The organism is Streptomyces sp. NPDC005955 (assembly GCF_042871255.1).
Taxonomy (GTDB): domain Bacteria; phylum Actinomycetota; class Actinomycetes; order Streptomycetales; family Streptomycetaceae; genus Streptomyces.
This window is the reverse complement of record NZ_JBIAIF010000027.1, coordinates 19,893-27,391: the sequence shown is the minus strand read 5'-3', so window position 1 is coordinate 27,391 and position 7,499 is coordinate 19,893. Positions and strand designations below refer to the sequence as shown.

Sequence of the window (7,499 nt, the reverse complement as noted above, 5' to 3'; positions counted from 1 at the left end):
CGGCGCGCCGCGCCGCCCAGTCGGCGGCCCGCCGCACCAACGGCTCGGTGGCGCCCCGTACCGCCGCGCCGGTGACGTCCCCGAACAGCGCACCGACCGCACCGGCCGCGGCGCCGCCCAGGATCTCGGTGAGCAACTCCTGCCACCCGCGCGAGGCCGCCCCCGGCCCCGGGGGAACCGCCGACGACCCGGCGGACGCGTAGGGCATCGGGGTGGCGGTCAGCTCGTCGACCGCGCGGGCGAACGCCTCGCTCAACTCGTCGAAGCCGTCCAACCAGCCCGCAGCGGACGGACCCGGGTCGAAGAGACGGCCGGTGGCCCAGCCGCACGCGGACACCACGGACGTGTCCTCGACCAGGAGCCCGTGTTCGTCCACGACGAGGGCGAACATCGCACTCTGGCCCGACAGCACCAGCTCGTCCTGCGGCACCCCCGGGTCCGGGTCCGAACCGGCGGGCAGCACGGCGATCATCGCCTGCCGCAACAGCTCCAGGTCGAAGACCCCGCCGTAGACCTCGTGCCGCCACATCATCCCGGACGGTGCACGGCGCGCGGCGGTGTCCGGGTGGTCGGGTGCCCAGGGCAGCGTCTGAGCGCTCCGTCCGGCAGCCGGTACCAGGTCCAGGACGTGCTGGTCGGAGGTTCCGGACCGGGCTGCGCTCCGCCGTCGAGGCACCTCGGGAATGCTGGGAGGGCTGAACAGCTCGACCGCCCGCCAACAATCGAGCAGGACCGCCTGCCGTCCGCCGTTCCTCTTCCCCGTCCGCACCCGCAGCCCCCGTGTCGCACCTCCGGCGCACAGCCGCTTGGCGCACCGGTCAACTGCCGGGAAACCTACCCGACCGACGGTGTCCCCCGGCACCGTCGGCCGCCCCGCCGACCCCGCACGGACGGCCACGCCCCCCGGCCGGCGGGGCCCGTCGACGTCGGACGGACCTCACCGCGCGGTCCCCGGTACGGGTCCCAGGGTGCGGCCGGGCACGAAGACACCGGGCAGCAGTTCCTGTGCGGCGGGCGCCCGGTCCCGGTCGTCCCGCAGGGCCCGCATGACCTCCACCGCGCGCCCCGCCGCCCGCTCCACCGGGATGCGCACGGTGGTGAACCCCAACAGGTCGATGCCGGGCAGGATCCCGTCGCACCCGGTGAGCGACAGGTCCTCGGGTGCCCGGACGCCCGCCGCCTGGGCGAGGGGCAGGAAGGCGAGCAGACGCCAGTCCGAGGGGAACATCGCCGCGGTGATCCGGCCCGCGCGGTGGAGGTCGATCACCTCCCGTCCGCCTTCCTCGGCCCGTCCGAACGTGGGGGAGTCGATCGGGTACACCCGGATGCCGTGCTGACGCAGCCGGCGGGCCATCGCCACGCCGCGCCGGTGCTCGGGCACGGAGTTGTCGGCACTGGGCGTCACCACCGCCACGCAGCGGTGCCCCTGCGCCCCGACGGCGTCGGCGAGCTGCGCCGCGTTGTCGTCCTCGTCGTAGGACACGCTGTGGATGCGCGGATGGGGTTCCGGCCGCCCGACCACGACGACCGGCACGAGGTCGAGGAACGGTTCCAGCATGTGGGCGCGGATCACTCCGGTGGCGACGAACATGCCGCCGACGCGCAGCCCGAGCAGCCGGTTGAGCGCCTGACGTTCGTACTGGGCGCCCTCGTTCCGGGAGGGCGCGACCGTCACCATCTGGAGTCCGGCCCCGCTGACCCGGGCCTGCAACTCGCTGAACAGCAGTCCGTACGCCGGGTTGGTCGGGTCGCGCACCAGCAGGCCCAGGACGTCGGAGCCGTGCGCGGCCAGTGAGCGGGCCATCGTGTTGGGGACGTATCCGAGACGCTCCGCCGCGGCGTACACCGCGTCCCTCGTACCCGGGGACACCGGCGTCGAACCGTAGAACACGCGCGAGGCGGTCGCCCGGGAGACCCCGGCCGCAGCGGCGACGGTCTCCATGGTGACCCGCAGCGGGGACGCGCCGTCGGACGCGGAACGCGGTCGCACCTGCTCACCCCGTCCGCCGCGCACCCGCGGCCGGTTCGCCGCGACGGTGGTACCGCCGCGGCAGGGTGCCGCGGACCTGCTGCCGGTAGCGGGCCAGCAGGTCCGGCCAGTCGGTCTGGATGATGTCCGCACCGTGTTCCATGAGCCACCCCCAGCCGTCGTCCGGGTCACCGAAGACGGAGGTGTGGTCGTCGTGACCGGCGAAGAGGGGCACGCCGTTCGCGAGGTTGAGTGCGTTGAGGAGGCAGGCCAGCCCTGCCCCGTGCAGGTCCCGGACCACGGAGGGACGGGCCAACGCGTCGCCCTCTCCGACGGCGAGGAGTTCGACGCCCACCAGATTGACGTCGGGGTCACCGAGCACGGCGTCCACGTCCGCCAGCGAGCGCGCCATCGGAAGGAACGGGTACTTGACGGGATGCCGTCGCAGCTTCTCCAACCACACCTCCTCCACCGGGCTCTTGAAGACGAGTTGCCCGGCCATGTCGTAGCGGTCGGCGAACGGCAACAGGTCGTCCCAGTACCACCACGACCGGTCCACGTTGAACAGCACCTCACCGCGGAACCGCTCGAACACGTCTCCCAGTTCCGTGACCGGGGCGTCATGGCGGGTCCAGCGGTACCGCAGGGCCCGGATCTCCTCCGCCCGCAGGGTGCGCAGATCGACGTCGAGGTCGAACGCATGACGTTCGTAGCCGTCGTGGAGGAGGAAGAACACGCCGTCGACCGACCGGACGACGTCGAACTCGACCATGTCGGCGCCCTGCCGCAGGGCCGCCTCCACGGCGTCGGCGGTGTTCTCCTGCACATTGCCCAGCCCCGTACCGCGGTGCGCCGCGATCAGCGGGGTGCGCTGCGCGAGGTGGGCGTTGAACAGCGCGTTGACGTTCCGGTACTGCATCTGTCCGAACACGGGGAGGTTCCTTCCCTCAGACGGTCGACGCCGTCGAAGCGGTGGTGGCAGTGGTGGCAGTGGTGGTGGTCCGCCCGCCGGCGGGCGCCGGCCGACGTCGCGGCCAGCGGGCCGAACGGCGTTTCCCGGTACCGCTGTTGCGGCCGTACACGAACCACATGGCGAGGGTCGAGATGACCATCAGCAGCACGGTGTAGACGAAGGTCAGGGCCGTGGCGTCGCTGGTGCCCTCGCCCCGCGTGGCGTTCTGGATGGCGATGCCGAGCGGCTGGTAGAGCGGATGGGCGAGGAAGACGGCCGTGTCGTAGTCGTCGAGCAGACTGGTGAAGTTCAGCGCGCTGACGGCCGCCGCGGCCGGGAGGACCAACGGCAGCAGCACCCGACGGTAGGTGCGCAGCGTGCCGGCGCCGAGGAGGGCCGCCGCCTCCTCCAGGGAGACCGGGATGCTCGCGTAGGCGGCCTTGAGCATGCGCAGGGTGAACGGGATCTTGGCCGTGACGTACGCGACGGCCAGCAGGCCGACCGTCCCGCTCAACACCGCCCCGCCCACCGGCAGTCGGGGCACGGAGTACGTGATGATCAGCCCCAGTGCCGTCAGCGTGCTCGGCAGGACCCACGGGATGTGCAGCAGGTACTCGACGGTGACGGTGACGACGTTGACGAACTTCTGGAGGATCCGGGCGACGAACAGCATCATCACGAGGACGACGACCGCGGTGACCGCCGCGTACCCCACGCTCACCACGAACGGCCAGGACGCCGCCGCATCCGTCAGCACCCGCTCGTAGTTGGCGAGGGTGAAACTGCCGGCACCGAGGTCGCCCGAGGCGATCGTCGCGGCATCGGTGAACGAGAAGAGCACGATCAGCAGCGGCGGCACGAGGTACACCACGAACAGGGCGTAGGCGAGCACGTGGACGACCGCGTTCGCCACCGGACTGCCGATGCGCTGTTTCGTCAGCGCCGTGGACACCTTCGACACCGAGAAGTACGTGCCCTGCGCCTGGATCCGGTTCAGCACGGCGAGCAGCAGCAGCGTGGCCAACCCCAGGACCAGGGCGAGGGTGGCGGCCAGGTCGCGGGAGCCCGGGTTGCCGGAGAACGTCAGGATCATCGGGGTGATCGTCTGGAACTCCCGGCCGCCGAGGACCTGGGGCGCGGCGAAGGCCGCCAGCCCGCCGAGGAACGTCAGGACGGTGACCGCGAACAGGGTCGGCTTGAGCACGGGCAGCACGATCGTGCGCAGGATGCGCCACGGCGAACTCCCCAACTGCTGCGCTGCCTCGATGGTCTGGTGGTCGAGCCGGGCGAGGGCGGAGGACAGGAACAGCATGTGGTACCCGGTGCCGGTGAGGGTCATCACCACCACGACCGCGAACATCCCCGAGAACCACGCGGGATCCCACCCCGGGGCCACCCCGAGGAGCAGCCGTGTCACGAAACCGGTCTCGCCGTAGACGAAGGAGTACCCCGAGACGGCGACGACACCGCCGTAGACGAGGGTCGTCGCGTACCCGAGCCAGAGCAGACGCGCGCCGCGGACCGCGAAGTAGCGGGTGACGAGGACGATGAACACTCCGAGCACGTTCACGGTGACGGTCAGGACGGCCGCCAGCACGAAGCTGTTGCGCAACGAGTCCAGCGCGCGCTCGGACGACCAGAGCTTCTGCAGGGCGCGACCGCTGAAGGAGCCCCCGGGCGCGAAGACCTCCTTCAGCAGCACCGCGTTCGGATAGATCAGGAAGGTGAACACGAACCACGCCAGGGCCACGCCCGCGACGACGACCACGGGCGAGCGGAGCATCGTCCGCAGTGCGCGGCTCATCCCCGCCCCCCGGCCGTCGACGCACCGCGGTACCGCATCAGGGACGCCGGGTCGAAGACGAGGTCGACCTCCTGACCCGCCGCGACGTGCGGCCCGTCGCCGTCCCTCAGTACGGCCCGCAGCTCGTCGTGCTCGGTGCGCAGGCGGTACACGCTGTGCGTCCCGTGGTAGGTGCGCGACAGGACGGTCCCGCGGACGGACGGCCCCCCGTGCGGCTGCCCCTCCCGCACCAGGCCGATCTTCTCGATCCGGACGTAGGTCGACTCGGCGGGGTCGAGTTCCGGGGCGCCATCGGCGGCGAGGGCACCCACCAGCCGCGGGCTCAGCCGGTTGACCTCACCGATGAACGTGCACACGAACTCGCTCGCCGACCGCTCGTAGACCTCCTCGGGCGTCCCGACCTGCTCGATCCGCCCCCGGTCGAGCACCGCGATGCGGTCACTCATCGACAGGGCCTCGTCCTGGTCGTGGGTGACGTAGATGGTAGTGATCCCGAACTGGCTCTGGAGTTCCTTGAGCTGGATGCGCAGCTGGCGGCGCAGCTTCGCGTCGAGATTGGACAGCGGCTCGTCGAGGAGCAGCACCTTGGGCCGCATGACCAGGGCGCGCGCGATCGCCACGCGCTGCTGCTGACCGCCGGACAGTTCCGCCACCCCCTTGACGAGCTGCTCCTGCGAGAGGTCGACCTGATCCGCGATCTCGTTGACCCGCCGGTCGATCTCGCTGCCCGGCCGCTTCTGCGCGCGCAGCCCGAAGGCGATGTTCTCGCGCACGTTCATCCCGGGGAACAGCGCGTAGTTCTGGAAGACCATCCCCACCTCGCGCTTGCCGCTCGGCAGGTGGGTGACCTTCCTGCCGCCGACGAGGACGTCCCCGGCGCTGAGGTCCACGAACCCGGCGACCGCGCGCAACGCCGTGCTCTTCCCGCACCCGGAGGGTCCGAGCAGGGTGAAGAACTCCCCTTCCGCGATGTGGAGGGAGAAGGAGGGCAACGCTTCGAAGGTGCCGAACCTCACCGAAACGTCATCAAAGGTGATCATAGTGGTCCTTGGGCCGGGTCGAGGACGACGGACGGTGGAGACCGACCGCCCGGGCAGCGGGGTCAGTTGGGGAGGTACTCAAGTTCGATCTTCTCGGTCCAGCGGTCGAGGTTGCCCGCCACGAACGACCAGTCGATGTCCTGCTCGGTGAAGGAGTCGGTGACCTTCACCGCCTCGGCGTCCGCCTCCGCCAGTGCGCCCTCGTTCGTCGGTGCGGTGTGGAACTCGGCGGACCAGGCGGCTTGGACGTCCGCGCTGCCGAACCAGTCGATGAACTCCTTCGCCGCGTCGGCCTTCTCGGTCCCCTTCACCAGCGCGACGTGTTGCACCACCATCGGAACGCCCGTCTTCGGCTTGACGGCCTCGGTCTCGATCCCGTACTGCTCCTCGCGGGTGGCCTTGCCGGACAGCCACATCTGGCCCGCGGCGACCTTGCCGGCGGCCATCTGCGCGTACAGGTCCGTGTTCGGCACGGAGGGCACGCCGTGCGCGAAGTAGGACTCGACGGCGTCCCAACCGGCCTGGCTGATGCCGAGGTCGCCCCGGTCGTCGCGGTGGCGGCTGAGGATGCCGGCCAACACCATCTGCGTGGTGGCACCGCCGAGTTCGGTGGGTACCTCGTACTTCTTCCGGAACTCCTCCTCGGTCCACAGGTCCGGCCAGTCGGACGGGGCCTGGGCTGCGTCGGAGTAGGCGCCCTTGTCGTACACCAGCATGATCGGCTCGCGCACGATGGGCCAGAACTGCTTGTCTTCGGCGTCCCCGAGCGAGGCGTCGACCTCCTCGGACCAGGCGGGGGTGTAGCCGTCGAGGACCCCCGCCCCCTTGAGCTTCTCGAAGTACACGTTGTTGAGGCCGAAGGTGACGTCCGCCACCGGGTTGGCCTTCTCGGCGAGCAGCCGGTTCTGGACGTCACCACCGCCGAGGTCCACGAACTGGAGGGAGTGGCCCGCCTTCTCGGCCTCCTCCTTGAGCCACTCGCCGCGTCCGTCGGACACCGAGTTGCTGTAGACGACGAGGCTCTGTGAGTCGCCCGAACCGCTCGCCCCGGACGGCGAGCTGCATCCGGTGGCGATCAGCGCGGTGGCCAGCGTCGCAACGGCGGCCGGGATGGTCTTGCGCATCGTTTCGTTCCGTTCCGGCCCTGGTCGCTCATGGCGCCGGGCCCGTTCGATGGAGGGATGAACGCGCGTTCATCCACACTGAACGCGCGTTCATGGACCTCGGAGCGGCCGGCAGATGAACGAACGGCATCCACACACGGAAGCTCGCCCACTCCGGCACCCCGTCGCGCACGGTGGCTCTCTCTTCACTCAAGGTGAACATCGCGTCTCGAAGCCGCCATCGACTGCTTCGCCGCCACGACCTGCTGTCTGGGGGTGCGGGTCGAGCCGGACGGCCGGTGGCGCGTGTACGCACCGCACGGCTTGTCGGACGTGTTCAACCTCGTCGTCCGTCCGAACCCGGTGCTCGCACCGCGCACGGTGTACGAGGCCAAGGTGGCGCGGTGGCTCGGACAGTGGCCCGAGCTGACCGTGTGGGACTGGCCCACGGCCGGCGGCCGCGCGCGGTCCTGAGCCGTTGAGGGCGGGCGAACGCGACCGTGCGCGGTGGTGGTGCCGCTGCGCAGGGGCGCGAGGGGCCAGGGCGCCGACCCGTCCGCGCGGGCACGTCGGTGCACGGCTGCCCCCGGGTGCAGGACGTCCTGCACCCGGGGGCAGCCGTCAGGCTGCC

Annotated in this window: 6 protein-coding genes and 1 pseudogene; 1 reads left to right on the top strand and 6 read right to left on the bottom strand. The window is 70.9% G+C overall.

Annotated features, from left to right (window positions below; all coding sequences use genetic code 11):
* From ACFYOU_RS33125 to ACFYOU_RS33100, 6 genes are all read right to left on the bottom strand, one after another.
* On the bottom strand, positions 1-676 hold a 676-nt coding region (locus tag ACFYOU_RS33125; protein WP_391310984.1), incomplete at its 3' end, for a hypothetical protein.
* A gap of 261 nt (positions 677-937) precedes the next feature.
* A complete protein-coding gene (locus tag ACFYOU_RS33120) occupies positions 938-1,990 on the bottom strand; it encodes a substrate-binding domain-containing protein (RefSeq protein WP_391310982.1) in 1,053 nt (350 codons plus the stop codon).
* Between the two features lie 4 nt (positions 1,991-1,994).
* On the bottom strand, positions 1,995-2,900 hold the full coding sequence (locus ACFYOU_RS33115; protein WP_391310980.1) for a glycerophosphodiester phosphodiesterase family protein: 906 nt from the start codon (positions 2,898-2,900) through the stop codon (positions 1,995-1,997).
* Positions 2,901-2,916: 16 nt separating this feature from the next.
* Positions 2,917-4,725 (bottom strand): ABC transporter permease subunit, encoded by a 1,809-nt coding sequence (locus tag ACFYOU_RS33110; protein ID WP_391310978.1) that lies wholly within the window; start codon positions 4,723-4,725, stop codon positions 2,917-2,919.
* On the bottom strand, positions 4,722-5,765 hold the full coding sequence (locus ACFYOU_RS33105; RefSeq protein ID WP_391310976.1) for an ATP-binding cassette domain-containing protein: 1,044 nt from the start codon (positions 5,763-5,765) through the stop codon (positions 4,722-4,724). The genes ACFYOU_RS33110 and ACFYOU_RS33105 overlap by 4 nt, the downstream gene beginning before the upstream one ends.
* Before the next feature lie 62 nt (positions 5,766-5,827).
* Positions 5,828-6,889, bottom strand: coding sequence for an extracellular solute-binding protein (locus ACFYOU_RS33100; protein ID WP_391310974.1), 1,062 nt, complete (start codon positions 6,887-6,889; stop codon positions 5,828-5,830).
* A gap of 210 nt (positions 6,890-7,099) precedes the next feature.
* On the opposite strand from ACFYOU_RS33100, the pseudogene ACFYOU_RS33095 reads away from it, so the two are divergent.
* Positions 7,100-7,342, top strand: a pseudogene (locus ACFYOU_RS33095) (nucleotidyltransferase family protein); the annotation flags it as partial.
* Positions 7,343-7,499: the final 157 nt, after the last annotated feature.